This is a genomic window from Hyphomicrobium sp. DY-1, from assembly GCF_047497105.1.
GTDB lineage: Bacteria > Pseudomonadota > Alphaproteobacteria > Rhizobiales > Hyphomicrobiaceae > Hyphomicrobium_B.
This window is the reverse complement of the sequence record NZ_CP134870.1, coordinates 1,687,959-1,714,786: the sequence shown is the minus strand read 5'-3', so window position 1 is coordinate 1,714,786 and position 26,828 is coordinate 1,687,959. Positions and strand designations below refer to the sequence as shown.

Annotated in this window: 24 protein-coding genes; 10 read left to right on the top strand and 14 right to left on the bottom strand. The window is 59.6% G+C overall.

Annotated elements, in window-relative coordinates:
- Nucleotides 1-32 precede the first annotated feature (32 nt).
- The 4 genes from RLW41_RS08105 (at nt 33) to RLW41_RS08090 (ending at nt 5,041) form a co-directional block, all read left to right on the top strand.
- Nucleotides 33-908 carry a phosphoribulokinase gene (locus tag RLW41_RS08105; RefSeq protein ID WP_409561363.1) on the top strand — a complete coding sequence of 292 codons (876 nt, stop codon included), beginning with the start codon at nt 33-35 and terminating at the stop codon, nt 906-908.
- A gap of 24 nt (nt 909-932) precedes the next feature.
- A complete protein-coding gene (rpe, locus tag RLW41_RS08100) occupies nt 933-1,607 on the top strand; it encodes a ribulose-phosphate 3-epimerase (RefSeq protein ID WP_409561362.1) in 675 nt (224 codons plus the stop codon).
- A 51-nt stretch (nt 1,608-1,658) separates the two neighbouring features.
- The gene (gene hrpB, locus RLW41_RS08095) at nt 1,659-4,127 is read left to right on the top strand and encodes an ATP-dependent helicase HrpB (RefSeq protein ID WP_414464161.1); all 2,469 of its coding nucleotides are present in this window, start codon (nt 1,659-1,661) and stop codon (nt 4,125-4,127) included.
- Between the two features lie 242 nt (nt 4,128-4,369).
- The gene (locus RLW41_RS08090) at nt 4,370-5,041 is read left to right on the top strand and encodes a response regulator transcription factor (RefSeq protein ID WP_414464160.1); all 672 of its coding nucleotides are present in this window, start codon (nt 4,370-4,372) and stop codon (nt 5,039-5,041) included.
- 22 nt (nt 5,042-5,063) lie between these two features.
- On the opposite strand, the gene RLW41_RS08085 is transcribed toward RLW41_RS08090, so the two are convergent.
- The 11 genes from RLW41_RS08085 to RLW41_RS08035 all read right to left on the bottom strand — a co-directional run bounded on the left by RLW41_RS08085 (nt 5,064) and on the right by RLW41_RS08035 (nt 18,127).
- Nucleotides 5,064-6,431 (bottom strand): ATP-binding protein, encoded by a 1,368-nt coding sequence (locus RLW41_RS08085; protein WP_414464159.1) that lies wholly within the window; start codon nt 6,429-6,431, stop codon nt 5,064-5,066.
- The gene (locus RLW41_RS08080) at nt 6,428-7,600 is read right to left on the bottom strand and encodes an FIST N-terminal domain-containing protein (RefSeq protein ID WP_414464158.1); all 1,173 of its coding nucleotides are present in this window, start codon (nt 7,598-7,600) and stop codon (nt 6,428-6,430) included. Before RLW41_RS08080 ends, RLW41_RS08085 begins: the two co-directional genes overlap by 4 nt.
- Nucleotides 7,601-7,799: 199 nt before the next feature.
- Nucleotides 7,800-9,107 (bottom strand): type III glutamate--ammonia ligase, encoded by a 1,308-nt coding sequence (gene glnT / locus RLW41_RS08075; protein WP_409561358.1) that lies wholly within the window; start codon nt 9,105-9,107, stop codon nt 7,800-7,802.
- A gap of 69 nt (nt 9,108-9,176) precedes the next feature.
- The gene (locus RLW41_RS08070) at nt 9,177-10,514 is read right to left on the bottom strand and encodes an FMN-binding glutamate synthase family protein (RefSeq protein WP_409561357.1); all 1,338 of its coding nucleotides are present in this window, start codon (nt 10,512-10,514) and stop codon (nt 9,177-9,179) included.
- Complete coding sequence (locus RLW41_RS08065; RefSeq protein ID WP_013949963.1) at nt 10,514-11,200, bottom strand: GXGXG domain-containing protein; 687 nt, start codon at nt 11,198-11,200, stop codon at nt 10,514-10,516. The genes RLW41_RS08070 and RLW41_RS08065 overlap by 1 nt, the downstream gene beginning before the upstream one ends.
- A 23-nt stretch (nt 11,201-11,223) precedes the next feature.
- Complete coding sequence (locus tag RLW41_RS08060; RefSeq protein ID WP_409561356.1) at nt 11,224-12,120, bottom strand: class II glutamine amidotransferase; 897 nt, start codon at nt 12,118-12,120, stop codon at nt 11,224-11,226.
- A 130-nt stretch (nt 12,121-12,250) separates the two neighbouring features.
- Entirely contained in the window at nt 12,251-12,904 is a 654-nt protein-coding gene (locus RLW41_RS08055) for a helix-turn-helix domain-containing protein (protein WP_409561355.1), read from the bottom strand.
- Between the two features lie 147 nt (nt 12,905-13,051).
- Entirely contained in the window at nt 13,052-13,582 is a 531-nt protein-coding gene (locus RLW41_RS08050; protein WP_414464157.1) for a sarcosine oxidase subunit gamma, read from the bottom strand.
- Complete coding sequence (locus RLW41_RS08045) at nt 13,575-16,559, bottom strand: sarcosine oxidase subunit alpha family protein (RefSeq protein WP_414464156.1); 2,985 nt, start codon at nt 16,557-16,559, stop codon at nt 13,575-13,577. Before RLW41_RS08045 ends, RLW41_RS08050 begins: the two co-directional genes overlap by 8 nt.
- Nucleotides 16,556-16,852 carry a sarcosine oxidase subunit delta gene (locus RLW41_RS08040; protein WP_414464155.1) on the bottom strand — a complete coding sequence of 99 codons (297 nt, stop codon included), beginning with the start codon at nt 16,850-16,852 and terminating at the stop codon, nt 16,556-16,558. The genes RLW41_RS08045 and RLW41_RS08040 overlap by 4 nt, the downstream gene beginning before the upstream one ends.
- A 12-nt stretch (nt 16,853-16,864) precedes the next feature.
- Nucleotides 16,865-18,127: a sarcosine oxidase subunit beta family protein gene (locus RLW41_RS08035; protein WP_414464154.1), complete on the bottom strand. Its 1,263-nt coding sequence runs from the start codon at nt 18,125-18,127 to the stop codon at nt 16,865-16,867.
- Nucleotides 18,128-18,248: 121 nt separating this feature from the next.
- Between RLW41_RS08035 and RLW41_RS08030 the strand changes: the two genes are divergently transcribed.
- The 3 genes from RLW41_RS08030 (at nt 18,249) to RLW41_RS08020 (ending at nt 21,412) form a co-directional block, all read left to right on the top strand.
- Nucleotides 18,249-19,217, top strand: coding sequence for a LysR family transcriptional regulator (locus tag RLW41_RS08030; protein ID WP_414464153.1), 969 nt, complete (start codon nt 18,249-18,251; stop codon nt 19,215-19,217).
- Nucleotides 19,218-19,373: 156 nt separating this feature from the next.
- Entirely contained in the window at nt 19,374-20,606 is a 1,233-nt protein-coding gene (locus RLW41_RS08025) for a CBS domain-containing protein (RefSeq protein WP_414464152.1), read from the top strand.
- Nucleotides 20,607-20,677: 71 nt separating this feature from the next.
- Nucleotides 20,678-21,412: a lysozyme gene (locus RLW41_RS08020; RefSeq protein WP_409561348.1), complete on the top strand. Its 735-nt coding sequence runs from the start codon at nt 20,678-20,680 to the stop codon at nt 21,410-21,412.
- 20 nt (nt 21,413-21,432) lie between these two features.
- Here the strand turns inward: RLW41_RS08020 and RLW41_RS08015 are convergent, their stop codons facing one another.
- The 3 genes from RLW41_RS08015 to flgF all read right to left on the bottom strand — a co-directional run bounded on the left by RLW41_RS08015 (nt 21,433) and on the right by flgF (nt 24,200).
- Entirely contained in the window at nt 21,433-22,035 is a 603-nt protein-coding gene (locus tag RLW41_RS08015; protein WP_414464151.1) for a hypothetical protein, read from the bottom strand.
- A 52-nt stretch (nt 22,036-22,087) separates the two neighbouring features.
- Complete coding sequence (locus RLW41_RS08010) at nt 22,088-23,410, bottom strand: FliI/YscN family ATPase (RefSeq protein ID WP_414464578.1); 1,323 nt, start codon at nt 23,408-23,410, stop codon at nt 22,088-22,090.
- A 67-nt stretch (nt 23,411-23,477) separates the two neighbouring features.
- Entirely contained in the window at nt 23,478-24,200 is a 723-nt protein-coding gene (gene flgF / locus RLW41_RS08005; protein ID WP_414464150.1) for a flagellar basal-body rod protein FlgF, read from the bottom strand.
- 165 nt (nt 24,201-24,365) lie between these two features.
- Between flgF and motA the strand changes: the two genes are divergently transcribed.
- The 3 genes from motA (at nt 24,366) to fliN (ending at nt 26,810) form a co-directional block, all read left to right on the top strand.
- A complete protein-coding gene (gene motA, locus RLW41_RS08000; RefSeq protein WP_414464149.1) occupies nt 24,366-25,250 on the top strand; it encodes a flagellar motor stator protein MotA in 885 nt (294 codons plus the stop codon).
- Nucleotides 25,251-25,325: 75 nt separating this feature from the next.
- Nucleotides 25,326-26,306, top strand: a complete 981-nt coding sequence (locus RLW41_RS07995) for a FliM/FliN family flagellar motor switch protein (RefSeq protein WP_414464148.1) — start codon at nt 25,326-25,328, stop codon at nt 26,304-26,306.
- A gap of 81 nt (nt 26,307-26,387) precedes the next feature.
- Nucleotides 26,388-26,810 carry a flagellar motor switch protein FliN gene (gene fliN, locus RLW41_RS07990; RefSeq protein WP_409561342.1) on the top strand — a complete coding sequence of 141 codons (423 nt, stop codon included), beginning with the start codon at nt 26,388-26,390 and terminating at the stop codon, nt 26,808-26,810.
- The last annotated feature ends 18 nt before the right edge of the window (nt 26,811-26,828 follow it).

The window sequence follows — 26,828 nt, the reverse complement described above, 5'->3', positions numbered from 1 at the left end:
TTCCATGAACAGAGGCGCATCGAGTCCCATCCATGTCCATTAAGCATCCGATCATATCCGTCACCGGTTCCTCCGGCGCCGGAACGACGTCGGTTAAGCAAACCTTCGACTACATTTTTCATCGTGAGAAGGTAAAGGCGGCGTTCGTCCAGGGGGACGCCTTTCATCGCTACGACCGTTGCGGCATGGAAAAAGCGATGAAGGCCGCAGCAAAGCGCGGCAATCATAATTTCAGCCACTTCGGCATCGAGGCAAACCTTATCGAAGACCTCGAGAAGTTGTTTCGCACTTATGCGGAAAGCGGAAAGGGGCTTTATCGCCACTATGTCCACGACGACGACGAGGCGAACACGTATGGGACACCGATTGGTACGTTCACGCGATGGGAAGATATCGAGCCTGGCACCGATCTTCTTTTGTATGAAGGACTACATGGCGCCGTCGTTACGCCCGAACATGATGTTGCGCGACACGCGGATCTCAAGATTGGCGTTGTCCCGGTCATAAATCTTGAATGGATTCAAAAAATTCGACGCGATCGGACTGAGCGCGGATACACGACTGAAGAAGTGACGCAATCCATTTTGCGGCGGATGCCCGACTACGTTCAATACATTTGCCCCCAGTTCGCAGAGACGGATATCAACTTCCAGCGCATACCGACCGTCGATACATCAAATCCCTTCGTCGCGCGCTGGATTCCGACCAACGATGAATCGATGGTCGTTATTCGTTTCAAGGAACCGCGTGGAATCGATTTCGCGTACCTGCTGTCCATGATCCACGATAGCTTCATGTCGCGCGCCAATTCCATCGTGATCCCCGGTAGTAAGCTTGATCTCGCGATGCAGTTGATCTTGACGCCGCTTATTCTTCAGCTCGTCGAGCGGCGCCGTCGCGTCATTTGAACGAACTCCTTCGAAAGGTAGCCTGTGTCACGCCCCCTCCTGATTGCCCCGTCCATTCTGTCGGCCGATTTCAGCAAGCTTGGCGACGAGATTCGGACCATAGATGCCGCCGGCGCCGATTGGATTCACTGCGATGTGATGGACGGTCATTTCGTGCCGAACATCACGTATGGCGCGCCTGTCATCAAAGCGGTGCGCGGAACATCGAAAAAGGTTTTCGACGTCCATCTGATGATCGCGCCGGTCGATCCGTATCTGGCTGATTTCGCAGCCGCTGGCGCCGACATCATCACCGTTCACGCCGAAGCCGGTCCGCATCTCGACCGGTCTCTCCAGGCCATTCGCGCGCTCGGCAAGAAGGCCGGTGTTTCGCTTAATCCGTCGACGCCCGAAAGCGTCATCGAATACGTCCTCGATCGCCTCGATCTGATTTTGCTGATGAGTGTCAATCCGGGCTTCGGTGGTCAGTCGTTCATTCCTGCCGTTGTCGAGAAGATCCGGCGCGTGAAAGCCCTCATCGGCGATCGTCCGATTGATATCGAGGTTGACGGTGGCGTTACGCCGGAAACCGCGCCGCTCGTCGCCAAAGCCGGTGCCAATGTGCTCGTCGCTGGCTCGGCTGTGTTCAAGGGCGGCACCGAAGCCAGCTATCGCGCCAACATTGAGGCGATCCGAAAAGCTGCTGCGTCGGCGGTTTAGCGACTGCCAACCGGCTTGATTTGTCGCCGCGCTGGCGTATGTCCACCGCCTATGACTGATCGCTCTTTCGCCGAACCCCTGCCGATTGATGCCGTGCTCGGTGACGTGCGCGCGGCGCTTCGCACGCATGGCGTAGCCGTGCTCGTTGCCGCACCCGGCGCGGGCAAGACGACGCGCGTACCGCTCGCATTGCTTGATGAGCCATGGCGCGCGGGCGGAAAGATCCTGGTGCTCGAACCTCGGCGGATCGCCGCGCGGGCCGCTGCTGAGCGCATGGCGGCGACAGTCGGCAGCCGTCTCGGTGAAGATGTCGGGCTACGTGCCCGCCTCAATTCCAGGACAGGTCCGCGTGTCGCTGTTGAAGTGATCACGGAAGGCGTCTTTACGCGCATGATCCTCGATGATCCAGAGCTGAAGGGCGTAGCCGCCGTCTTGTTCGATGAGTTTCACGAGCGCTCACTCGACGCCGACCTCGGGCTGGCGTTGGTACTAGACGCGCGTGCGGCGCTCAGGCCCGATCTCAAGATCGTTGTGATGTCGGCGACGCTTGAAACGCGATCTGTCGCGAAGCTGCTGGGCGAAGCGCCGATCATCGAAAGCGAAGGGCGTGCGTTCCCCGTCGAGACGCGATACCTCGGTCGAAGCCCCGCGCGACTTGAGGACGACGTCGTTGGTGCCGTGCGCCGCGCGGTTTCGAGCGAGCTGGGGTCGATATTGGTATTTCTTCCCGGACAAGGCGAAATCGCGCGCGTCGCGGAGCGTTTGGCGGATCAGGCGTTGCCGTCGAACATTGATGTCGTTCCGCTCTATGGCGGCTTGGACCCGGCGACGCAGGACCGCGCTATTTCTCCGGCGAAGCCTGGTCGTCGCAAGATCGTGTTGGCGACGTCGATCGCCGAAACGTCGATAACGATCGACGGTGTCCGCGTCGTCATCGACAGCGGTGTCGCCCGCGTTCCCCGCTACGAGCCGGACGTCGGCATAACGCGGCTTGAGACCGTTCGCGTCTCGCGCGCCTCAGCCGATCAGCGTCGCGGGCGGGCTGGACGAACGGAACCGGGCGTGTGCTATCGGCTGTGGGACGAACCTGAGACGCAAGGTCTTGTGCCCTTTGCCGATCCGGAAATTCGCGCCGCCGATCTTTCGAGTTTACTGCTCGATTGCGCCGAATGGGGTGCGAACGACCCGCGTACGCTCTCTTGGCTCGATCCTCCTGCCGAGGGTCCGCTCGCTGCGGCCCGCGCCGGTCTGGAAGCCATTGGCGCGCTTGATCCCGATGGACGCATCAGCAGCGAAGGCCGGCGGCTGCGCATGCTTCCTTTGCCGCCGCGCTTGGCGCGTATGATCATGAAAGGCGGTGAGCTTGGCAACGCGAGCCTCGCTGCCGAGATCGCCGCAATCCTTGTCGAACGCGGCATCGGCGGCAACGACATCGATCTTGCGCAGCGCCTTGAAAATTTCCGCCGCGACCGTTCGCAGCGAGCAGAAGGCATGCGTGCGCTCGCGCGTCAGTGGGCGCGCACGGCTTCAACAGACCTACTTGAAAGTCGCGTGCAATCGCCTGCCGCTCTGCTGGCGCTTGCTTATCCCGAACGTATCGCCAAAAGCCGCGGCAAACGCGGCAACTTTCTGCTTGCAAACGGCCGAGCCGGTCAGATCGACGAGCACCAGCACTTGGCGTCAGCGCAATATGTTGTCGTCGCCGAGATGCAGGGCCGTGCAGCCGCGACACGCATCATGCTGGCGCTTGCGACCGACGAGGCCGAAATCGAAGCGATCGCTTCGGATGCGATCGAATCTCGCGACGAGATCTATTTCGACAAAGACGCGCGTGCGGTTCGGGCTCGTCGGGCCCGGCGCCTTGGCGCTATCGTTCTGAAAAGCGAAACGCGTCCGGTCAAAGACGGCGATGACGTTATGGCCGTGCTTGCTCGCGGCCTTGCCGATATCGGTGTTGCGGCACTTCCCTGGACGAAAGCGCAGCTTCAGCTCCGCAATCGCGTCTCGTTTCTCCGCCGCAACGATGAAACCTGGCCGGACTTGTCTGATGCCGCTCTCGCGTCGACCATCGACGATTGGCTGTCGCCGTTCCTGCTCGGCAAAACGCGAACGACGGACGTTGACGCCGAGACGCTGGAGACGGCGCTCAATGCGCTGCTGCCGCGGCAAATGCGCGTCCGCCTCGATGATGAAGCGCCGACGCATTTCACCGCACCCACCGGCAACCGCCATCCGCTCGACTACGAATCGGATGATGCCCCGGCGCTGCACATTCGCGTGCAGGAGCTTTTCGGCCTCAAGGAGCATCCTGCCATCGCGCGTGGACGTTTGCCGCTCACGCTTCATTTGCTGTCGCCGGCACACCGTCCGATTCAGATTACACGCGACCTTCCGGGCTTCTGGGCGGGCTCATGGCGTGCGGTCAGGGCGGATATGCGCGGGCAATATCCCAAGCACGTCTGGCCCGAGGACCCTGCAACGGCTCTGGCGACGGCTCGCGCCAAGCCGCGTAAGGGATGACACTACAAGTTTACCTTCGCTGAAAACGACAGGTGCTGGCGCCGTGATTAGAGCGTAGTTAATCTGCGTCCTAACTATTGCTCGTGCCATGTCGGAGACGGGTACGACCAAAGTCCTGTTTGTTGCTCAATACCTTCAGGAGTTAAAGACAATTCTGCGTTCGTTTGCCGCAGGATAGCGGCTCTCGGACCCCAACATTGAACCTTCGCAAGAAGGCTTCGATGGCATTCTGGAGGTAAAACTTGTCTGTGCCGGCGCACATATTGATCGTTGACGATCATCCCCTCTTTGTCGAAGCCCTTCAAAGAGCGATCACGAGCGCATTTCCCGATACCACCACCAATTCTGCAATCTCGATTGAGGCGGCGAAAATCCAGCTCGACAGCGGCATCCCGTTCGACGTCGTGCTGCTTGATCTCGCCCTGCCCGGCATTCGTGGCTTCGATGGCCTGCTTGAACTCAGGACGCTGTATCCCCGTCTTCCGATTGTTGTCGTTTCTGCCCTTGAAGATCCTCGCATCGTCCAAGACGTGATGCGCTACGGCGCGGCAGGCTTCATTTCGAAGTCGGCAGACCGTGGAGAGATCGCAGCAGCCATCAAAGACGTTCTTGAGGGCTCGCTAACGCTGCCAAAAGGCTATCGGCCGCCGGAGATGCCGACGTCCGAAACGCGCGACGATGTCGTGCGGCGGTTGCGAACGCTCACCCCGAAGCAGCTGAGCGTTCTCAAGATGCTGCGCCAGGGGTTGCTGAACAAGCAGATCGCCCACGAGCTTCAAATCGAGGAAACGACGGTAAAGGCTCACGTCTCGGAAATCTTGCGCAAGCTCAATGTATCCTCGCGCACGCAGGCCGTGATCGAAGCCCAGAAAATCGATTTCAGCATCATTCTTGGCGATGCGAATGGCGGATAGCCTAGCGCATCCGGCAAATCGTCTAGCCGAGCAGGTGCTTCATCAACGCCCGTAATTCGCCCGGACGAACAGGCTTTAGAAGCAATTCGCAGCGCGAGCGTAACGCCGCCTCCGCTGCGTCCTGCGTGCGATCCGCTGTGATCAAAATAGCGGGAATGTCCACCGCGAGACGGTTGCGAATGCTGCGCACGATATCGATGCCAAAATGACCTTCCTTCAGGTGATAGTCCGCCAGCACGATAGCCGGAGAAAAATCCGGGTCGGAAAGAATTTCGCTAACATCCTCAAGATCTCTCGCCGGGCGCACATCGGCCCCCCAACGCGTCAGCAGCGACTGCATGGCCGTCAGCACGTCGAGATCGTCGTCGACGATGATGACCTGCCGCGAGACCAAGGAATCCGTTTCGTCCCTGACGGCATCGGTGAGGGGCAGCGGTCTCTTCGGGGTCGATGCGGATGGCGCATAGACCGAGAATCGCGAGCCATGACCTACGCGCGATTGTAATTCCAGGCGGTGCCCAAGGGCATCGACCATGCGCCGTACGATCGCAAGCCCCAACCCAAAGCCCGTGCCGCCCGAGCGCTCCGATGCGGTGCCGCGCTGGAATTCCTCGAAGATGCGATACTGCTCCTGCTGTGGTATGCCGGGACCAGTATCCCACACTTCGATCACGACCTCGTTGCCGCGCGGACGGGCCGCCAGAAGAACACTGCCATGTTCGGTGTAGTGTGCGGCGTTCGCGAGAAGATTCTGCACGATCCGGCGAAGCATGAGAGGATCGGAGCGGACGGCCAGATCCGTCGGCCGCCAGCGGAAACGCAGACCCTTGCGCCGCGTCACGGGCTCAAGGCTGTTGGCGACCTGTTCGAAGATCGCTTCGAGAACGACAGTCTGAATATTCGGCACGAAGACGCCAGCCTCGAGTTTCGAGATATCGAGGATACTGGTCAAAAGTTCCTCGATGCTGACGAGCGCGTGCGAGATGTTTTGAGCGAGGCGCTTGTTGTCCGCCTCGTGCTGCGCATCGGTCAGCTCAGAGAGCGTCAACCGCGCCGCGTGCAGCGGTTGCAGCAAGTCGTGCCCGACGGCTGTGAAAAAGCGGGTCTTGAAGGTATTGGCGCGCTCGGCCTCGTCGCGCGCTTGGCTCAGCTCGATGTTGGTGTGCGCCAGCTTCGTCAGTGCAAGGTTGAGTTCTTCGGTCCTGCGTCTGATCTGCGCTTCCTGATTGATCGCCGTCTGAAACAGCGAAAACGAACTCGCCTGCTGATCCATCGAATGCTCAACGCGCTTCATCAGCGCCGCATTAATCTTACGAAGCTTGTCGACGGCGCGACGAAGGTCGGATTGCCGCGTCGGCAACTTCTCTGCCGGATCCTCTTCGTCGTTCATGGCGGTTCAATTCTACCGTGCGGCTTTGAGAACGCTATGCCCGTCAAAGTTTGATTGAGGTGCATGGCGTTGAACTGCTCGCCATAAGTCTGGAAGCCAGCAAGTCCATATCGGTCATAAATCTCCTCGACTTTGTGGCGGAGTTGCCCGGTTTCGGCATCGATCCGTCTCAAGAAGCAGTCGAACCCGAGAACAAAATCGATGCCGCCTAACGCGGCATCAACTTGTTTGAACGTTTCCAACGTCGACTGAACCATATCACGCGGCCGCCCGACGGTGAAAACCAGACCTTCGTCGATTGCACAAAGGAACGATAAGCTGCCATCCGGGTTCATGTTCCGAATTGCGCGACCGTAATACTCTCCCCCCACTTTTACGACGAGCGGATAAGTCGCGAAACTCAATGGACCGAGATCGTCAAGTGATACGCCAATGGCAGATGCGTACTCACTGGCCGCAGGTTCGGCATTGAGATCGTAGACAATGCGGTGTTCGCTGTCCGCGGCCGTAACTACAAGCTTGATCGGAGTCGGTTCGAAGTTCTGCGTCTTGAAAACGCGAAATGGTGTGGATGTTTCGATCACGAATAGAATGGCGCCGCCCCGGATGAGCTTGCCGCGATGAATGAGGGCGGTACGCTGAAACGCCAATCCGTCGCCGGCAGAGCCGCCCAAGAGTTCCATGTCCTCGAGTGACCAGTGCAGCGCCGCCGTCAGCGGTTCTTCTCGATCGGACAATCCGTCGACGAGTACGAGCGCAAAGATGTTTTCTTTCGCCGCGCGCGAGACGCCGGTGATCATTTGCACCCGTAAGCGCCGCGCAATTTCAGAAGCGCGTTCCACGCCGCCTTTGTCGATGTCCGGGATAACTTCGCTCATCACTCGAAAGCCCTTCTCAGGGAACGCGATGAAGACGATCCCGCCTTGCGTCATGCCGAGCGGGCCGACTTCACCGGCCGTGCTGCAACCCGAAACGGTGACATCCGGGAAATTCTGCTGCAGCGCCTTGAGGAGAACCTCTGGGTCATGCTTGATCGAAAAGAAAACGATGATGTGTTGAAAGACACCATCTGCAAGTTCGGCGCGTGCGGCTGAAACGGCTTCCTCGGTGGAAAGTGTGCTCGCCACCACGCGAACACCACATGCGGCACGAGTGGTTTTTGTCGACATTTGACTCGGCTTCCTCGGTCGCATCGCGACGCGAGCCGCTTAACCAATGAATATGGGCCGGAATTTGCCACAGCCGCGCGGGTCGGACAATGTCCGTCTGGACAACGCCACTCTCGTGAAGCATGGCTTACGCCGAAAAAAAGCCCCGGCCGAAATAGCCGGGGCTTAGCTTTTGCGGCAAGACTTAAGAAACGCTGTTTTAGCAGTCCAGTGTATGTGCGCGTTCCCAATCCGTGAAGTGGGAGGCATAGGAATTCCAATTGTCGGTCTTGAGCTTGATGTAGGCCGCAGCAAACTCGTCGCCGAGAGCGCTCTTGAGCGACGTGTCCTTGTCGAACGCACGGATTGCGTCCAGTAGGTTCAACGGCAGACGCGGTGCATCCGTTACCGTATGGCCAAGCTGGTACATGTCGATGTCGAGGCGTTTGCCCGGATCCGCCTTGCTGCGGATGCCATCGAGACCTGCAGCGATGATGACGGCTTGAAGCAGATAGGGGTTTGCCGCGCCGTCCGGTAGCCGCAACTCGAAACGACCCTTACCCGGAACGCGAACCATGTGCGTGCGATTGTTGCCCGTCCAGGTCACCGAGTTCGGCGACCACGTTGCGCCCGAGAGCGTCCGCGGCGCGTTGATACGCTTGTACGAGTTGACCGTCGGGTTCGTGATCGCTGCGAGCGCTTCGGCGTGTTTCATGATGCCGCCAAGGAAGTGGTAGCCCTGCTGCGAGAGCCCCATTTCGTCGGCCGCGTCGTAAAACATGTTCGTCTTGCCGTCCTTGTCCCACACTGAGATGTGAGCGTGGCAGCCATTGCCGGTTAGGCCGGCAAAAGGCTTCGGCATGAAGGTTGCGCGCAGGCCGTGCTTTTCAGCGATCGAGCGCGTCATGAACTTGAAGAACGAGTGGCGATCGGCCGTCACCAGCGCATCGTCGAAGTTCCAGTTCATTTCGAACTGGCCATTGGCGTCTTCGTGGTCGTTCTGATAGGGACCCCAGCCCAGTTCGAGCATGCTATCACAGATCTCTGCGATGATGTCGTAGCGGCGCATCAGGGCCTGCTGATCGTAGCAGGGCTTCGAGGCGTTATCCTTGTCGTCGGAAATCTCAGTGCCTTCAGGCGAGATCAGGAAGAATTCGCATTCGACGCCGGTCTTGACGTAAAGCCCAAGCTCAGCCGCCTCTGCCATCAGCTTCTTCAGTACGACGCGCGGAGCCTGGGGAACGTGCTTGTCTTCCATCACGCAGTCTGCCGCAACCCAAGCTACGTCTTTGCGCCAAGGCAGCTGGATGACCGACGATGCATCCGGCATGCCGAACAGATCGGGATGAGCCGGCGTCATATCCAGCCAAGTCGCAAAGCCCGCGAAGCCCGCGCCGTCTTTTTGCATATCGGCGATCGCCGCAGCTGGAACCAGCTTTGCGCGCTGGGCTCCGAAAAGGTCCGTGTATGAAATCATGAAGTAACGGATGCCACGCTCTTTGGCGAGCTGGGCAAGATCCTGAGCCATACTGTCTGTCCTCAACGCTTGCGTTTCATTTTTATGAGTGCTTTCCCGACCGGCGAAAAAAGGGGCGGCTTAAAAGCCGCCCGCTCCGGTCACCCCGGGGATCCACGATGTTCCGGCAAGCGGCACACGTGCCATCGCCGCAGCTTCGATCGTCAAGGCGCAGAGATCTTCTGGCTCGAGATTGTGAATGTTGTTGTGGCCGGCGGCGCGCGCGATGGTTTGCACTTCGAGCGTCATGACCTTCAGATAGTTGGCGAGCCGACGGCCGGCACGAACCGGATCGAGACGCTTCGACAGTTCTGGATCCTGCGTCGTGATGCCGGCAGGGTCACGTCCTTCATGCCAGTCGTCGTAGCAGCCGGCGCGCGAGCCGAGCTTCTCGTATTCCGCTTCGAGCGCCGGATCGTTGTCGCCGAGAGCGGCCAACGCCGCGATACCGATCGAAACTGCGTCGGCACCCAAAGCAAGAGCTTTGGCGACGTCGGCGCCGTTGCGAATGCCACCGGAAACGATCAGCTGCACTTTGCGATGCATGCCGAGATCCTGCAGCGACTGCACCGCCGGACGGATGCAAGCCAGCGTCGGGAGGCCGACATGTTCGATGAACACTTCCTGCGTGGCCGCCGTGCCGCCCTGCATGCCGTCAAGAACGATAACGTCGGCGCCTGCTTTGACCGCGAGGGCCACGTCGTAATAGGGACGCGTGCCGCCGACCTTCACGTAAATTGGCTTTTCCCAGTTCGTGATCTCGCGCAGCTCAAGGATCTTGATTTCGAGATCGTCGGGACCAGTCCAGTCGGGATGACGGCAGGCCGAGCGCTGGTCGATGCCCTTCGGTAGATTGCGCATTTCTGCGACGCGATCCGAGATTTTCTGACCGAGCAGCATGCCGCCGCCGCCGGGCTTCGCGCCCTGGCCGACAACGATCTCGATCGCGTCTGCTTTGCGCAGATCATCTGGATTCATGCCGTAACGTGACGGCAAATACTGATAGACGAGCGTTTTCGACTGGCCGCGTTCTTCCGGCGTCATGCCGCCATCGCCGGTCGTCGTCGAAGTGCCAGCAATCGAAGCACCGCGTCCGAGCGCTTCTTTCGCATTCGCCGACAGCGCGCCGAAACTCATGCCTGCAATCGTGATCGGGATCTTAAGCTCGATCGGCTTTTTGGCGAACCGCGTGCCGAGCGTTACCGTCGTGGTGCACTTTTCACGATAGCCCTCAAGCGGGTATCGCGACATCGAAGCTCCTAGAAACAGGAGATCGTCGAAGTGCGGGACACGGCGTTTCGCACCACCACCGCGGATATCGTAAATACCCGTAGCTGAAGCGCGTCGGATTTCCGACAGCGTGTAATCGTCAAAGGTCGCCGAGGGGCGCGGCGTTGTAAGCGGGATCTTCGGCGACATCAGTAAGCATCCGCGTTGTCGATGTTGAAGTTATAGAGCTTGCGTGCGGAACCGTACCGCCGAAACTCGCTGGTCTTCGCGTCCGTGATTCCGGCCCCTTCGAGAAGCTTCGAGAGCGCTTCGTGATGCTCGGGCCGCATTTCCTTTTCAATGCAGTCTGCGCCGAGGCTCTTCACTTTTCCGCGCACGAACAGCTTCGCCTCGTAGATCGAATCGCCGAGCGCGTCGCCCGCGTCGCCGAGCACGACCAGATGCCCAGACTGCGCCATGAATGCCGACATATGACCGATATTGCCTTTAACGACGATATCGATGCCTTTCATCGAAATGCCGCACCGTGACGATGCATTGCCTTCGATGACGAGCAGGCCGCCATGGCCAGTCGCGCCCGCGTACTGGCTGGCATCGCCTTTAATGACGACTTTGCCCGACATCATGTTTTCGGCAACGCCAGGCCCGGCAGAGCCGTGCACCGTGACGGTCGCTTTCTTGTTCATGCCGGCGCAGTAATAACCGACGCTACCAAGCACATCGACTTTGATCGGCGCGTCGAGACCCACGGCGATCGCGTGACCGCCGCGCGGATTGAGCACTTCCCACTGGGCTTCGTTGGAGCCGTCTTTTTGCCGGTGCAGCTCTTCGTTAAGTTCGCGCAACGGACTCTTGGCGAGATCGAACGTACGCATGAGTTCCCCAATTAACTGCTGCATCAGCGTTGCCAGAAATAAACGGTTGCGGGTTCAGGCTCCCAGACTTTAGCCTTATCGATTCCAGGCAGACCAGCGAGCGCGCGATATTCCGAGCCGAACGCGACATAGTCGTCGGTTTCAGCCATGACGGCCGGCTTGCAGGCGATCGGATCACGAACGACGCCGAAGCCTTCCTTGGTGCCGACAACGAAATTGAAGAAACCGTCGAGATCGTCGAGGCTCTTTTCCAACGCCTCACCGAGGTTCATGCCCTGCTTCATGCGCCAAGTGAGATACGACGCAGCAACTTCGGTGTCGTTTTCGGTGTTGAACGTCATGCCGTCGCGGACGAGTTCGCGCCTAAGGCTCGCGTGGTTCGACAGCGAACCGTTGTGCACGAGGCATTCGTCGGCACCCGTCGAGAACGGATGCGCGCCAAGCGTCGTCACCGCCGACTCCGTCGCCATGCGCGTGTGGCCGATAGCATGCGTGCCGGACATATGCGCGAGATCGAAACGCTTCGCGACCTCCGTCGGATAGCCGACTTCCTTATAGATTTCGATGTTTTCGCCCGTCGCCATGGTCCGGATCGAAGGGAACTCGGCGGCGAGCAGGGCTTTGATGTCGTCAAGCTTGTCCGACGGAATGCTCAGGACAGCGTGGGTGTCCTTTACCGTGAGTTTGGCGTCTACCTTCTTGTCTTTCGCCAAAGCGGCCTGGAGCTTTGCGAAGTCGCTCTTGGCATTTGCCGATTGCAAGGTGACCTTCGTGCGACCGTCTTCAGCCGCCCCGTAAACTGCAAAACCTGCCGAATCCGGACCGCGCTCGCACATCGTCGAGAGCATCTTCGAGAGAAGCTCTCCGAGCTGCGGCTCCATTTCTGGTTTTTTCAAAAATAATCCGACGATGCCGCACATAGCTGCCTCCTGACTGGGCCGCGAAGGAATGGCTCAGACAGTAATCGTGCGGCGACAATCTGTCAACTCAGAAGAAAGAAGATTTCTTTAAAGGAATGTCGAAAATTTATGACCGTACCGGTCGTCGGCATTATGGCCGTGGATAGATGATGATCGACAGGTAGGTCATAGGCGACTCGATAAGGCGCGCAGGACCGTGAGGCGCCGCGCTGTCGAAGAGAATGGCATCGCCCGGAGCCAAGTGATAGCTGCGATCAGCATGCGCGTATTCGACTTCGCCGGAGAGCATAAAAATGAACTCGACCCCCTCATGCTGGAAGCCGGTATAGGCGGCCGCATCGTCCGAAAGCGTGATCAGATAGGGTTCGATGACGACCGGGCCGTCAAGCGAATGGCCAAGAAGCTGATACTGATGACCCACCTTTGTGCCGCGACGTCGAATGACGACACCTTCACCTGATTTGACGTAGGAACAGTCGCGGCGCTGTTCGAACGACGCGAACAGGACCGTCAACGGCACATTCAGCGCTGAGGCCAGCATCTGCAACGTGCTGAGCGACGGAGAGATCTGGCCGTTCTCGATTTTGGAAAGCATTCCCGGCGAGATTTGCGATGCTGCGGCAAGTTCGGCAACGGTCAGCCCTGCGTGCTTCCGATGGTGGCGAACCTGATGTCCGATGGCCTGCTCAAGCGTATGTTCGGCAGCGCCTGGTGCATTCGAACCCGTTGCCAGAGGCTCGGCTTCGGCGAGTTCGACAGAGTTTTTGCGTGACTTTTCTGACATGAAGACTTTCCGCCGACGACGGCGGCTGAAAATGACTTAATATCGAAACAGGTTCGCACGTCGCGAAAGATTATTCCACCACGGGAAAAAAAAATGTCCAATGCCTGAAGGACGCAGGCCACAGAGTTGCGGAAAATCTATGTCAGATCAAATCCGGTCAAGCCAGTTGCGGAAATCCTTTGCATAGGTCCGCGCGCAGGCGAATTCATATCCCCTGCCGTCCGGCAATCGCCACACGGTCACGCCGAGGTGCGAGACGTGGGTGATCGCAACGTCCCCTGGCTTAAACGAAGTATCTTCGAAGTCGATGCCCATGCTCTGAACGAGCGTGTCGGATGGACGGGCACTGTCCATCCCGAAGATCGTTCGGCTATCGCTGACATCAACGACCGACGCAAACCCATTGAATGTTTTCGCATGTTGGGCCGTCGGATCGCCACTTCCTGACAATTGCTCAATCAGCAGCCATTGCTCGGGACCGGCCCAGACAATCGTTATACCACGCGCTTCGAGCACTCGGGGCGTTGACGGAAACTCGACGCCAAAAGCGGCGCGGGCAGCATCGTTCAGCCCCGCCAGCATGCCGCGTCTGGCGGCGATGTGCGTGACGGCAATGTCCGAACGTTCAACGATCGAGGAATGCTGTTTCGCCCTAAGGCCGTTCGCAAGATCAGACACGCAAACGTGCTCCTTCTACATCGTAGAATGCGGCCGGAACCACCTGGACGAGGGTGCTTTCACCCCGCACCGGATCGACAGCCTTGAGAATTTCGCCCATGCGAGCTTCGGCACGCGCAAGAAGCCCCAACCCGACCCAATGCCCGAGCATCGGCGAATATGCGACAGAGGTCATATAACCCTGATCGTTTTGCGCAGTCGGCTGATCGTCTTTGCCGATGAAATGCGCGCCCCCCCGCAATCGCACGGCAGTGTCTACAGGCTTGAACCCGATCAGGCGCGGGCGATCCGGATCGACCAATCCTGGTCGCTGTGCCAAGACGCGGCCGATAAAGTCTTTCTTGGTTGACGCCATCTTGCCGAGGCCGAGATCCGCAGCCGTCGTTGTGCCGTTGAGTTCCGAGCCGCCGACGTGGCCCTTTTCGATGCGCATGACGCCAAGCGCTTCGGTGCCGTATGGAATGGCGCCGAATTCCTCGCCTTCCGACATGAGCTTGCGCATGAGAAGATCGCCGTGCCGCGCCGGAACTGCGATTTCGTAGGCAAGCTCGCCTGAGAACGAGAGACGATAGATGCGCGCCTTGATGCCGCCGAGCGCAGTAATTTCGGCACACGCCATATATGGGAAGGCCGCATTCGAAATGTCGAACGGTGCATCGACGATCTTGGCGAGCAGGTCACGGGCCCGTGGTCCAGCCACAGAATATTGCGCCCATTGATCGCTGACTGGGAACAGCTGCACGTCAAGGTGCGGCCAGTGCCACTGCCGGCAAAGTTCGAGATGCTGCAGAACCTTGATGGCGTTGGCCGTCGTTGTCGTGATGAAATAGCGATCATCGGCAAAGCGTGCAGCGGTGCCATCGTCCATCGCCACGCCGTCTTCGCGCAGCATCATGCCATAGCGCGCTTTGCCGACGGCCAGCGTGCTCATCATGTTGATGTAGACGCGGTCCAGAAATTTTCCGGCGTCGGTTCCGTGAACCTCGATTTTACCGAGCGTCGACACGTCGCACACGCCGACGCCGCCCCGGACCGTTTTTACTTCGCGATTGACCGTTTCAAGCCAGTCACGTTCGCTGGGCTTGGGAAAATACTGCGCGCGAAGCCACATGCCGGTTTCGACGAAAACCGCACCACGCTCCTTCGCCCAGTCGTGCGACGGCGTGAGCCGCGTGGGCTTGAAATGCTTGCCACGATGCTCGCCGGCAAAAACACCGAGTGAGACCGGCGAATACGGGGGGCGAGCAGATGTCGCTCCCGTTGCCGGGATCGATTTGTTCGTCAGCTCTGCCATCATGGCGAGGCCATTAACATTCGACGTCTTGCCCTGGTCGGTCGCCATGCCAAGCGTCGTGTAGCGCTTGAGGTGCTCAACTGAGCGGAAGCCTTCGCGCTCGGCAAGGCGGATATCCGCAGCCGTCACGTCATTCTGCTGATCGACGAACGCCTTTTGCTTGGCCGCTTCGACATGCCAGAAGGCCGAGACTTCCGTCAGTTCATCGTCCGTCCCGGGAACGGGAGCGACAGTGGCCGCGAAGCCGCACGCAGCGGCAGCGTCTGCGCCTGCCCGCGCACCGTCGTTAAGGCACGACGATGTCGAGAAAGAACCATTGGCCGCGCCGGCAACGGTCATCCATTTCGGCAGCGCTCCTGGAACGAAAGCAGCTAAATTCTCCTGCCATTGGGAGCGTCCGCCAAGGTGCGTCGTCACCTGAACATTGGGATTGAATCCGCCCGACGCCGCAATCAGATCGCAAGGGATCGTTTGCGACGTCCCGTAAGCTGCAACGATCCGTGCGCCGGTGACGCGCTGTCCGCCGGTAGCGTCAGCGACCGCGGCACCTTCGAAGATGCGGACACCATGCTTGCGCGCCTTCGACTTGATTTCAGGCGGCAATATGGGGCGCGTGTCGACAAGTGCTGCAACGGTGATGCCGGCGCGAATGAGATCGTCGATTGTGTTGGCCGCATCGTCGTTGTTCGAGAATACGACGGCCGTCTGGCCCGGCGCCACGCCGAAGCGATTGATGTAGCTTCGCACGGCGCTTGCGAGCATCACGCCCGGCCGATCGTTGTTGCCGAACACGATCGGCCGCTCGGTCGAGCCTTGCGCAACGATCGTCTGCTTGGCGACGATATGCCAAAGGCGCTGCCTCGGCTCGCCCGTTGCGGGAACGGCGACATGATCCGCCACCCGCTCGACAGCACCAAACGTGCCGGAATCGTAAGCACCGAAAATCGTCGTTCTCGGCATTAAGCGAACTCTGGACGAAGCCGCAAGCTCGGCGACGACGGCATTCACCCATTCGACACCGCTTTTGCCATCGATGCCTCGCACATCAGAGAGAAGGCGGCCGCCCAATGCAAAGTTTTCGTCGACGACGATGACCTTCGCTCCAGCGCGCGCCGCAGAAAGCGCGGCCATCAATCCCGCTGGACCCGAGCCGATGACGAGCACGTCGCAGAACGCGTTCGCCTTGTCGTAGATGTCGGGATCGGGCTCATTTGCGGCAGATCCCAGACCCGCCGCGCGCCGGATGATCGGCTCATAGAGCTTTTCCCAGAACGCTGCCGGCCACATGAAGGTCTTATAGTAGAAGCCCGCCGAGAAAACGGGCGACAGAAGCCCGTTGATCGAAAGCAAGTCGAACGACAGTGACGGAAAGCGGTTCTGGCTTTTCGCTTCGAGGCCATCGTAAAGCTCGGCAACGGTCGCGCGCGTATTCGGCTCGCGACGCGCACCGGAGCGTAGCTCGACAAGTGCATTGGGTTCTTCCGAGCCCGCAGTCAGGATACCGCGCGGGCGATGATATTTAAACGACCGTCCGACCAGCCGAATGCCATTGGCGAGCAACGCCGACGCCAGCGTATCGCCCGCATATCCCGTGTAGGGAACACCGTCGAAGGTGAAGTCAAGCGCCTTGGCCCGGTCGACGAGGCCTAGCCCCGACACACGGAATGTTTGCGATTGCGTCATGGTATGGTGCTCGCAGAATTCTGACGTTCGAGAGCGACGTCCTGAGCCGGCTTTACATCGGAAATTTCGTGTGTGCGCGTATCGCGCGTGACGACCAGCCACGCATGGCATCCGGCAGCGTGATACCAGAGTTCTTGCGTCGGTCCGGCAACGTTCCGGCGTTCGTAAGCGAAAGCATAAAATGCGTCGGCAGCATCGGGCGCTGCCGGATCTGGGCGGACGACGCTCGCGTCACCGAGATAGGAGAATTCATCGTTGCCGCGTTCGCCGCAAAAGGGACATTTGATGCGCATGGTGGCTCGCCTTCAGTGCAGGTTGGGCTGATTGCCCATGCCCTTCTCGTCGATCATGTGGCCGGTGCGGAAGCGATCGAGGCGATAGGCTTTCGCAACCTCATGCGGTTCGTCGCGTGCTAAGAGATGCGCGAAGCACAGTCCAGATGCCGGCGTCGCCTTGAAGCCGCCGTAGCACCATCCGCCATTGAAATAGAGGCCTTCGATGGGCGTCCGATCGATGATCGGCGAGCCGTCCATGCTCATGTCCATGATGCCGCCCCACGAACGCAGGAGACGTACGCGTCCGATCCGCGGCATCAGCGCCATCCCGCCTTCGAGCACATCCTCGACGACCGGAAGGTTACCCCGCTGCGCATAAGAATTATAACCGTCGATATCGCCGCCGAAGACCAGGCCGCCCTTGTCCGATTGGCTGATATAGAAATGCCCTGCGCCGAACGTAACGACGCCGTCGATGAACGGCTTGATGCCTTCCGAGACGAAGGCTTGCAGCACGTGGCTTTCGATCGGCAGCACCATTCCCGCAAGACCGGCTACGCGCGATGAATTGCCGGCCACTGCTAAGCCGACCTTGTTCGCGCCGATAAATCCGCGCGTCGTCTCGACGCCGCCGATCTTGCCGTTCTCGATCCTAAATCCCGTGACTTCCGCATTTTCGATGATGTCAACCCCGAGACGATCCGCACCCCGAGCGTATCCCCATGCGACCGCGTCATGGCGCACCGTGCCGCCGCGCCGCTGAATGAGACCGCCTTTAATCGGAAAGCGCGCGTTGTCGTAGTTGAGCCAGGGATACATCGCGCGAACGGCATCGAGATCCAAAAGTTCGGAGTCCACGCCGTGCAGGCGCATGGCATTGCCGCGCCGCGCATAAGCATCGCGCTGGGCATCCGAATGGTAGAGGTTGAGGACGCCACGCTGCGAAACCATGGCGTTATAATTGAGATCCTGCTCGAGCCCTTCCCAGAGCTTCATGCTGGTCTCGTAGAAGGGAATGTTGCCTGGCAGCAGATAGTTCGAGCGGACGATCGTCGTGTTGCGGCCGACGTTGCCGCCGCCGATCCAGCCCTTTTCGATGACGGCGACGTTGGCGTTGCCATACCTCTTCGCGAGGTAATATGCAGTGGCGAGGCCATGGCCGCCGCCGCCGACGATGACGATGTCATAGGAAGGCTTCGGGGTGGCCTTGCGCCATGCCGGCTTCCAGCCGGTCTGGCCGCGCAGCGCCTCCGCAAGGACGGAAAAAATCGAGTACCGATCTGAGCTGAACATGGCCGTATCTGCGGTTTGTCTCGACGATCCCGGCGCTAGGAAGATGCGCCGTATCAACTTGTTTTCTTATAAATCAGTCGCCGATTGACGTTAATATAAGAAAATCTTATTCTGCCGGGCCATGGCTACGCGCTCGAACAGACTGCCCTTTGATCTTCACGCTCTTGAAGCATTTCTGGGCGTTTGTGATGCCCGCTCGATGGCGCTTGCCGCAAAGAAGCTTTCGCTGACGCAGCCGGCCGTATCTCAGGCGGTCGCCGACCTTGAAGCGCGCATGGGCGTGAAGCTCTTCGACCGCAGCGTCCGGCCCTTAGCGCTGACGCCGGCCGGTGAGATCATGCGACAGCGGGCGTCGGCGCTGGTGTCGGAAGCACGTCAGCTCGCAACCGTTATTCGCCACACGGCGAAGGGCCGGCTGGCCCTCATTCGCGCCGGCCTCGTGGATAGTCTGTCGCGGGCGCTGACCGGCCCGATCGCCTCGTTTCTGGTCAACCACGCGGATCAGGTCTCGGTGCAGTCCGGCCTGACCGCCACGCATGCCGGTGCGCTGCTGACACGCAATCTCGACCTTTTCATTGGCGTGGATGACATGAGCGACATCGAGGGCTTCGATCGTCACGAACTCGTGACCGAGCCGTATATATTGGTGCTGCCGGCGCGGCATAAAATCCCGCGGACGGTCACAGATCTGGCGGCGCTCGCCGGCAAGCTCCCCTTTATTCGTTATAGCGCTCGGTCCAAGACCGGCATCGACATCGAGCGCTATCTCCGCCGTCTCAATATTGATTTTCCACAGGGGCTGGAATTCGATACGCCCTTCGGTGTGAGCGATATGGTAGCCCGCGGCAAGGGCTTCGCGATTTCGACGCCGATCTGTATCGCCGAAGCGGCCCTTGAAAATCGCGATATTCGAGCTGCCGCCCTGCCGGGCCCCCAGCTTAAGAGAACGTTAACGCTGGTCAGTCGCCGGCTGGAGCTCGGCACCTTGCCGCGCGATCTGACAAAGGCCTGTAAATCGTCGCTTGAAACATCGACGCTGTCGGCTCTGCGACGCTCGCTGCCGTGGCTTTCCAGTGAGCTTCTGACATAACGCTGTTGCGCTGCAACGTCAGCCGACCGCCCATGCCGCAGCGCAATTGCGCCAAGCTCAAGGCTGCATCTCAGACCTTACGTCGCGTTGGCGGCCATCGTGACTCGGGATACCTAGAAACGCATATTTGAATCGAGATTGGATCATAGTTGAACGATGACGCTGCAGGCGATCATCATCCGAGCAGACGGTGCTCTCGCTGAAACGGAAGACGTCCGCAGGAGGGCATTTGCACAGGTCTTTTCCGAGGCCGGATTTGATTGGTCGTGCGATCGTGAAGGGTTCGCGCTGACCGCAAAACTCGGCAGTGGTGAGGCCCGCATGGCTCATTACGTGCGCGCTTTCCTCCGCGGAAAGCCTGAGACCGAGGATTTCACCCTCCTCATTCAGGCGATGCATCGGCGCGCCTCCAAGGTCTTCGGAGAAATGCTGTCGTCGATGGTCGTCGAGCCGCGCCCAGGCATCCGTGATCTGATCATTGCTGCGCGCGGCGACGGTCTGCGCCTGGTTCTCGTCTCTCTTCTCGAGCCTCGCGATACCGAGCGGCTATTGAAGACTTTGTTCGGTGATCGTGGCCGACAGCTGTTCGACGTTGTTGTCTCAGGGGACAAGAGCGGCAAGGGCGAATGCGCCCGGCTTTACGCCGAGGTCCGCTCCAGTCTCGGCTGCGATCCCAAGCACAGTCTCGTGATCGAGGGCGGTCGTCGCGGCGCTCAGGCTGCAAAGGCCTCAGACTTTCCGGTCATCACGACGCGAAGCGCGTTTTGCCGTGAGAGCCCGGCCTTCAGCGAGGACTCGGTTCTCATTGACAATCTGACGAGCCTGCTGACGGGGCGCGATCGCAGCCCTCACGATCCGCTGACGTCTGAGGATCGGGCGGACCTTCTCGAGGCTATATATCGGTTGCACGCAAGCAATTGCAGCGGCCTTACAGGATTGGATTGGAGCGACGAGATGAAGGTCTCGGACATTCTGAAATCGAAGGGATCAGCGATCAAGACGATCGAGGCAAACGCCACGATGCGCGCGCTCGCCCACAGTTTCAGGAAAGAGCAAGTCGGTGCGATGTTGGTCCTGGACGACAAGGGCGGCTTGCAGGGCATCATCTCGGAACGAGATCTCGCCCGCGGCATCGACGAGTTCGGCATCGACCTGCCGCAAATGCGCGTAGCCAATTTGATGACCCGTTCGGTCGTAACCTGCGCGCCTGACGATCGCGTTGCTGCCGTTGCCAATGTCATGACGCAACGGCGCATTCGGCATTTGCCCGTCGTTGTTGATGGCAAGGTCGTCGGCCTAATCAGCATCGGTGACGTGCTGAAGCATCGTCTGGACGAAGTACAACTCGAAGCCAGCGTACTGCGAGACGTTGCGCGTTCGCGTCGCTAGCGAACGCTTGTTTTGCCCGCTCGCGTCGTGACACCAGCTTGCCGCAAGCTCGGCGTGGCAAGCATCCCCGTATGGTCGATCCCAGCTATCTTGATGCCATAAAGCAGTTCGAAGGCTATACCGCGGAAGCCCGGTGGGATTACGCGCAGAATTCGAATGGCTACGGCACACGCGCACGCTTTGCCGGCGAAGTCATCGACAAGGCTGAAGCCGATCGCCGCTTCTCGTCTGAAGTGCAAAAAGCCGCGGAATTCGTCGATAAGTTCGCGCCCAATCTCGACGAGGGCAGCAAGGCCGCTCTGACATCGCTGACATACAACGCCGGAACGGCTTGGTCGAAGAGCGGACTTGGAGAAGCCGTTGCCAGCGGCGATCTCGATAAAGCGCGGTCACTCTTCCTGCAATACAACAAGGCAGGCGGCAACGTCGTGGATGGTCTGGTGCAGCGGCGCCTCCAGGAGGTCGCATGGTTTGGCCAGGGAAATCCGGCCGCCCAAGGTGCGAGCGCCGGGATTGCCGCCATGGCCGCGGCCGCAAGCGCTTCGGCGATTGCAAGTTCATCAGCCGCCGTCCCATCGTCGGGATCAGTGACGGCAAGCAACCCCTCGCGGTCCATCTTGCGCATGGCTTCTACCGATGTCAGCGTACCGCAGCTGTCGCCCATCGGTAGCGATCAAGTGATGCTATCGCTTCTGTCCCACATGGCCGATCCGCCGTCCGGCCGCAATCACGATGATAACGACAAGCGGTCGAACAATTCGGACCGCAAATTTGTCGAGCCCGAACCCCAGTTGCGCACGGGTTGAGACCTTGAAGGCTGAAGCGGCTACCGCGCCAAACCGGCCGCAAGCAAAATTGCCAAGGCGAGACCGGCGACGCCTGCCAATCCGATCCGAATAAGAACGGTGCCATTTGTGCCTGTCTCAGGCCTACTCCGCCGCCCCTTGCGACGGGTGGTTTCTTCGGTTTCGGTTTGCGCGCGTACGGCCGCGGAAAAGAACGCGCTTTGCATCGCCATTCGCAATTCAGGCGAAGCCGCAGCCAGTAGCACCTGCTGATTAATCGCATCGGTCGGGAGGAGGCGTTGCTCGGTCGGCACGTCCGGCCTGAATACGACGTCAGCTTCGGCATATTGCGCCGCGACCCTCGCTCCTGCTGCCGTGTCGCCGGCAGGCTGCTGTGTCGGCGCCTGCGTTCGGAACCCGTCCGCTGAGGTCGCCAGCCGGGCGTCGAGCTGCTCGTCGAGTAATGTCAGCAGGACTGAAGAAACCGCCTTCTCGTTATGCGAAATTGGCACGGGAGTAGCGGTCGGCTGCTTGTCCGTTGGCTGCTGTCCGGATTTGTCGCGATTTTGAAGCAGCTGCCTCTCTGCCTGCAGAAGGACTTCGTTCGCGACCAAGCGGCCGATATTTTCAGTTGAACTTACCATTCTCGCCGCGCTCCGAGGTCAGAACGTTGTTTGGCCGGCAGCGAACAAAACTTTAGCGCGATGCGGTGTGCTGCCGTTGCCCGCCCTGGAGAACCTGAGAAAGATACGTATAGACGTCATCGACAGGATCTTCGTCGAGAGATTGTTTCATAGCATCGTAAACGCGCGGCACGATTTCCATGGCTTTGTCGAGGGTCAAATCGCTACCCGCCTTATAGCCGCCGATCGCGCGAAGATCTCTGGTGTCTTCGTAGCGCGAAATCACTTCGATCAATTGCGTCACAAATTGCGTCTGGTTCTTTGTCCTGATCTTCGGCGCGAGGCGCGAAAGTGAGGCGAGCGGATCGAGCGCGGGCAGCCTGCCCTGGCTCGCGATGCTGCGATCGAGGACGATGTGCCCGTCTAGGATGCCGCGCGTCGCGTCGGCGATCGGATCGTTATGGTCATCGCCGTCCACGAGAACGGACAAAATGGCTGTGATCGTTCCGGCGCCGGCTTCGCCCGGTCCGGCCCGTTCGAGTAACCTCGGCAGATTGCTGAAGACGCTCGGCGGGTAACCGCGCGCAACGGGCGGCTCATCGGCGGCCAGCGCCAGTTCACGCATGGCATGCGCGTATCGTGTCAGCGAGTCGATGATGAGCAGCACGGTCTTGCCGCGGTCGCGGTAGTATTCGGCGATGCACATGGCGGCGCTGGGCGCGAGGCGACGCATCATCGGGCTTTCGTCGGACGTCGCGACGACTGAGACCACCTGTGAGCGCGTCGTGCCGAGCGTATCGTCAAGAAAATCGCGGACTTCGCGGCTTCGTTCGCCGACGAGCGCTAGGACTGTGACGTCGCTCGAAGGTGCGCGGCTCAACATCGCAAGCAGTGTCGACTTGCCGACGCCAGAGCCTGCAAAGATGCCGATGCGCTGCCCGGCGCAGATGGGCGTGAAAAGGTCGATGGCTTTGACGCCCGTCGTCAGCGGCGTTCCTAACCTATTCCGACGCAACGGCGATGGTGGCGAACCTTGAACCGCATAAGCACGCTCCCCGCGAACGAGCGGACCGGCGTCATCGATGGGCTCGCCCAACGCATTGACCGTGCGGCCAAGCCAGGATTCATCCGGTGACAGCGACAGCTGCCCGGACATCGTCGTAACGCGCGCGCCGAGTTCGATTCGATGGTCGGCGATAAACGGCGTGACGTTGATTGTCTGGCTTTCGATCGTCGCAACTTCGGCGAGGATTGTGCCGCCGATGCCGGAAATCGATACGCAATCCCCGAGCGACACGAATTTCGAAAGGCCCGCAACGACGAGATACGTCGTGCTGATACGAACCACGCGGCCGGAAACGCGATGCGCAGGCGATCGCGCGGCAGCGGTTGCCATCAGAAGGTCCAAGCGATCGAATGCCGTTGCAGCGCTCGCGCTCACCGATGATGCTCCTGGCGCTTCATCACGAGCCCGCAATCGTCTTCAGGGCATCCGTCAGCGACGTTTCGGTATCGCTCAGCATGGTGCTGACACCCTGGAAATTCCGCTGCAGGGTGATGAGGTGCGTCATCTCGAGAATAGGATTGACGTTTGATTTCTCGACGTAGCCTTGCAACACGCCGTTATGCAGGAAATCGAGTTCAGCAACCGGCTGGATATCGGAAGTAACGGCGACACCTTCGGCGCGCGTCAGCCGGGCGCCCGGCGGCATCGTATAAAGGCCAAGCGCCCCAAGATTGTTGCCCGCCTGCTCAATCGTGCCGGCCTTGTTGATCGTCGGCGGCGGGTCATCAGGATTGAGCTGAACCGGAACACCACCCGCATCGAGGACTGGATAGCCCTCAAGTGTTGTCAAAACGCCTTCCTTATTCATCTGCATACGGCCGTCGCGCGTATAGACAACTCCGCTCGGTGTCTGGATGGCAAGCCACGAGTCGCCACGGATGGCGACGTCAAGGGGATTGCCGGTCTGCGTGATTTCGCCTGTCTTGGTCGATATGTGATTTTCGCCTTTCGAGACGAAGCTCACAGAGTCCTTGCCTGGCTGCGAGACAAGCTCCTCGAAAGAGACCTCTTCGCCGCGATAGCCGACGGTATTCACGTTGGCGACATTATTTGCCAGCGTGTCGAGGCGCCGCTGCAGCGACAACTGGGCAGAAAGAGCGACGTAGATATTGGATTGCATGCCGTGAATCGATTCTGTCAGGACCAGCTTTGGGGAAAGGCTAGCCTCAAGAACTTGTGGCGGGCTGACTCAAAGGACGTGCGCGCCCCGATACGGAGGGACAAGTCCCACGCAAGCCAAAGCGCCCCTTATGGCTACGGTTAGAATCCGCTCCGGGAAGCTCACGTGACCATTATCGTCGGCCTGTTTATCACTCTCGCCTGTATGCTAGGCGGCTTCGCGGCCATGGGCGGCCACGTGCTGGTCATCTGGCAGCCCTGGGAATACGTCATCATCATGGGTGCGGCGCTAGGCACGTTCGTGGTCGCCAATCCTATGAAAGTCATCAAGGATGCCGGGAAGGCGACGATTGAGGCCTTCAAGAGCAGCACGCCGACCAAAGACGAGAACATTGAGGTTCTCGCCCTGCTCTTCTTCATGATGCGCGAGCTGCGCGATAAATCGCGCGCCGAAATGGAAATGATTATCGATGCGCCGAACGAGTCTGAAGTTTTCAAACGTGCGCCGACGGTGCTTGCCAACGAAGAATTGACGACTTTCATCTGCGATTATTTTCGTCTCATCATCATGGGCAACGCGCGTACGCACGAAATCGAAGCCCTGATGGATGAAGAGATCGAGACGGTACGTCACGACAAGATGAAGGCCTATCACGCGCTCGTCGCAGTCGGCGATGGCTTGCCGGCGCTCGGCATCGTCGCGGCCGTCCTGGGTGTCGTGAAGGCGATGGGCGCAATCGACCAGTCTCCGGAAATTCTCGGACACCTCATTGCGTCCGCTCTGGTCGGCACGTTCGCCGGCATCTTCTTTTCGTATGCGGTCGTCGGACCGCTGGCGACGAAGGTGAAGATCATTCGCGATAAGAAGTTGCGGTCTTACGTCATCGTCAAGCAGTCGCTCCTAGCGTTCATGAACGGAGCCATGCCCCAGGTCGCGATCGAGCACGGTCGTAAGGCGATCTCCGCGTACGAACGTCCGACGATCAACGAGGTCGAGACCGCGACGATGGGCGGTGGCGCAACGTCAGGCCAGGACAGAAAGGCGGCGTAATGAACACGCGACTGCTCCGCATTCTGATCGGCCGGTCGCCTGTCTGCGTCGAAACGCAAATTTGGGGCGGCCATCATGTCGGATGACGCGCTGTTGGAAGCGACGCTATCGCTGCGGGAATCTGAAAAATCACTGGAACGGGCGCTTTCGGCCGGCCAAAACCGGCCGGATCGTCTTCCCGGCCTGCAAATGATTTTTGGCCAGTTGCCGCGCATCATGGCTGAGGAAGTCGGCAGTCTTTCGCACATTCCGTTGCGCGTTCGCCTCATCGAGCTTTTTGCTTCGACGATCGATGATACGTGCACGCTTCCGGCTGGCGCATTCGCGGGCGTGGTTCGAGCCGAGAGATGGCGGAGTTGGTTATATTTCATCGCCGATCCGGCCATCAGCCTGCTTTTCGTCGAGGCCGCGACGGGCAGCGAAAGCATCCCGCGCACCGGCCTCCCGAAGCGCAAGCCGACACGCACAGACGCCAACGTTTTGCGCGTTCTATTTCGTCGCGTCTCGCGGGCACTGACGAATGCCTTTTCCATTCTTGCCGACGTCGATTTCGATGTCGGCGACATCGTCGAAAAGATTGAGCTCGAACCCAACCTCGGCCCGTCATCGCCAGTCATCGCGGCGCGGCTTGCGCTGGAGTATGACGGCCACGAAGGTCAGGTGACAGTCGTCATCCCGCAGGCCGCACTCGAAACCATTCGCGATTTGCTCGTGACGGCTGTCCCCGGAGAAGTGGCCAGCCCGGCGTCGAGCCGACCGGACACGGACGACGATCCAGTGTGGTCGAGGCAACTTGCCGAAGAGATCGCCCGCGCCTTCATTGGGCTCAATGGCGTGCTCGAAGAGCGTACGATCGCGATCGGAGAAGTCGAAAAGTTCAAAGTCGGCTCCGTCATCGAGCTTCAACTCTCATCCATGTCTCGCGTCCGCCTCGACGCCGACGAAAGTCCGCTGTTCTGGTGCGAGCTTGGCAAGCGCGATAACGGCTTGATCCTCCGCGTCGATCAAGAATTCGATCATGAAAGAGAGGCGGTTGATGAATTCTATGGCCTCTGATCCGTCGACCCCTCAAGGCTCCGGCATGTTTCAACTCATAAAATCAGCTCCGGAAGTGCTAGCGCAAGGAAATCATCTGCCATGATGTCGAGTGATATCGACCAATCGGACAATGCACCCGACGGGGTAGAAGCCGCCTTCGAGCAGCCGATGTCCGGTGCTGCCGAATTCGGTGTCGGGCAAATCGCCGGTATCGCCGAGCCCGCGCAGGCGGAGGCAGATCCATCGACAGCGTCGGATTTTGGCAATAACAGCGCCATGATCATGGGGCTGCCGGTCATGATGAAGGTGGTGCTCGGTTCGGCGAAAATGCCGGTGGCGACCCTTGCGAAGCTCACAAAAGGATCCGTCGTCAAACTAGACAAGATGGTCGGCGACCCCGTCGATATTCTGGTCAATGGCCGGCTGATCGCGCGCGGCGAGGTGGTCGTTTTGAACGAAGGAACATCGCGGTTCGGCGTGGTGCTGACGCAGGTCGGCGCGATTCCAGGCGTAGCGAAATAATAGTATCTGATGCTCGAT